Genomic DNA, 2504 nt, shown 5'->3' with positions numbered 1-2504 from the left:
GTATACAGCGATGTACAAGGCAACCCAACGGAAGCCAATGTACTGAACGGGGTAGCTCACTACACTAAAAATCGACATGATGGGGTCATCGCTTTTGGAGGGGGTTCTGCCATGGATGCGGCCAAAGCAATTGCTTTTATGTCCGGTCAATCCCTTTCTTTATGGGATTTTGAGGATGTCGGCGACAATTGGACACATGCCGACATCAACGGCATAGCACCCATAATTGCAATTCCCACCACAGCGGGAACCGGATCTGAAGTGGGAAGGGCATCCGTAATTTTGGATGAAAAATTGCATACCAAGAAGATAATCTTTCATCCTAAAATGTTGCCGGGGATAGTAATTATAGATCCTGAATTAACAGTTGGGCTACCGGCCCATATTACGGCCTGGACGGGAATAGATGCCATGGTACATGCCATCGAGGCCTATATTGCCCCTGGATATCACCCCATGGCGGAAGGCATTGCCATAGCGGCCATTAGGATGATAGCGAAATATCTACCCGTAGCATTTAAACACGGGTACGATGTAGAGGCAAGGGGGCAAATGTTGGTTGCCGCTTCCATGGGCGCAACGGCGTTCCAAAAAGGTCTGGGATCCGTGCATTCGATAGCCCATCAGTTGGGAGCAATCTATAACAAAGAGCACGGTTTGCTCAACGCCATTTTATTGCCTTATGCCCTAAAACAGAATAAACCGGCAATTGAAGAAAAAATGGGGTATTTAAGCAAGGTGTTGGAACTTCCAGGCCACGACACGGATGCAATTATAGCATACATACTAGAACTTAGAAAAGAGTTGAATATACCCCACACCCTAAAAGAGATAGGGATTAACGATGATGAGGCCGAAAGAATTGGAAAAATGGCCTTTTTGGATCCCTCTACCCCTTCAAATGCCATGCCCTTGAATACCGATGATCTGGAAAAATTGTTTAGGGCGGCGGTAAAGGGTGATTTAAACAGTCTGTAGATGAAGCTTCTTATCGTTGAGGGCAATAATGAAGTGACCCGCGCGCAAAGGGAGGCCTTTGGCATAAAGCCCTATCATCTTATTTTTAAGGAAATGCTGCATTTTTTAATGCCCAACGCACAAACGGAAGTAGTCTTCCCGGCCGATGGCTCCAAAGGTTTACCGACTGCCAAACAATTAACAAAGTATAACGGAATACTTTGGACGGGCAGTTCTTTAAGTGTAACGGAAAACATACCCTCGGTAACGGATCAGCTTACTTTTGCGGAAACCATTTTTGAAAGTGGCACGCCCTTGTACGGCAGCTGCTGGGGCCTACAGGTAGCGACAACCATAGCAGGTGGCAAAGTCGCACGCGGCAACAAGGGATTGGAGTTTGGGATTGCCGATGCTATTACGCTCACTGATTTCGGTATGAAAAGTCCTTTTTTTCCGAAGAGAAAATCCAACTATGCCGCACTCTGCATCCATTTTGACGAAGTCGTTAAAATTCCCGAAAACGCTGTGGTATTGGCCAAGAATCCACATTCCGAAGTCCAGGCCATGGTATTCGATTATAAAAAATCATCCTTTTTCGGGGTACAGTACCATCCTGAATTCAAAACCTCCGATATGGCCAAGATCACTTCCTTTTTATCTGAAAAATTAGTGGACAGTGGCCGTTTTACATCAATCACCGAAGTTGAAGCATTCGTTGTGCGACTGTTGGAGGAAAAGGATTTACCTCAAGAAATAGTTGATTACAGGCTCCACACTCAAGAAATAGAGGCTTGGCTAAAACAAATTTCCCAGGGATGAAATCAAGTGTAGGCAAGGGAAGAGCGGCATCCGCCCTTCAAATTTAATAAATAATTGTTGGGCGGTCGTGGCCCAGTTCTGCAATGGCGACGTCCACTTCTTCTTGATGTTGATGGTCGCCAGGTTGACCAGCTTCATAAGGGCCATGACATTGGTGAACCCATGGTCCTGGTCACCTTGCGAACCTGCCTATGGAAGCCCTCGACGGCGTTGGTGGTGTAGATAATCTTCCTGATGGGGGCCGAAAGATTCCCCGCTTACAAAGAAATGATAATTCTTTTACGAATTGGTAATCAATTTTAAAGGTCATGGACCTGAACTATTTCGGTGTTGGGAGGTGTACCCAAACCTTTTTACCGAACATGGGAAAGAACAGGGGCTTAAAAACTTAACGAAGTATTGGTAGAGGAACAAATTGTAATTTGTTATGAGGAAGAAATGCCCGAAAATGCGTATTATTAGCCTATAAATTTCATTGCGGTATGCGATGGATCCTCAAAAGCGGAAAACCAGTCCATACCGCCGCTATCGGCATGGTATCATTACCCGATAACATGGCCATCGAGGTCGCAACGATTTTTGAGATAGAGAATTAGTTCTATGAACAGGATATCACAACAATTTGGCAGTTTTATTTTCAGGCACATTGTATTTTGCTTTTCCATTTTATTGTTTATCGGTTGTACGTCCAATAAAAAGGAGCCTGAATTTCTATTGCGTGCGGCCCT

General features: G+C 45.0%; 3 protein-coding genes. 2 read left to right on the top strand and 1 reads right to left on the bottom strand.

Translation table 11 applies throughout. The features are described 5' to 3' along the window. Together ACEW8S_RS17120 and ACEW8S_RS17115 are read left to right on the top strand one after the other, a co-directional pair. Positions 1-978, top strand: a 978-nt coding sequence (locus tag ACEW8S_RS17120) for an iron-containing alcohol dehydrogenase (protein ID WP_373519334.1), incomplete at its 5' end; no start/stop codon positions are given. Further along, on the top strand, positions 979-1776 hold the full coding sequence (locus ACEW8S_RS17115) for a type 1 glutamine amidotransferase (protein ID WP_373519333.1): 798 nt from the start codon (positions 979-981) through the stop codon (positions 1774-1776). Positions 1777-2318: 542 nt separating this feature from the next. Here ACEW8S_RS17115 and ACEW8S_RS17110 read toward each other — a convergent pair. Then, positions 2319-2504, bottom strand: a 186-nt coding sequence (locus tag ACEW8S_RS17110) for a hypothetical protein (protein WP_373519332.1), incomplete at its 5' end; no start/stop codon positions are given.

The sequence above is a fragment of the Pricia sp. genome, assembly GCF_041745955.1.
In the GTDB taxonomy this organism is placed as follows: Bacteria; Bacteroidota; Bacteroidia; order Flavobacteriales; family Flavobacteriaceae; genus Pricia.
This window is presented reverse-complemented; position numbering and strand designations above follow the sequence as displayed.

Bases quoted from the DNA above. Each gene is read 5' to 3' on its own strand.
- ACEW8S_RS17115 (WP_373519333.1), top strand. From the start codon at position 979: ATGAAGCTTCTTATCGTTGAGGGCAATAATGAAGTGACCCGCGCGCAA.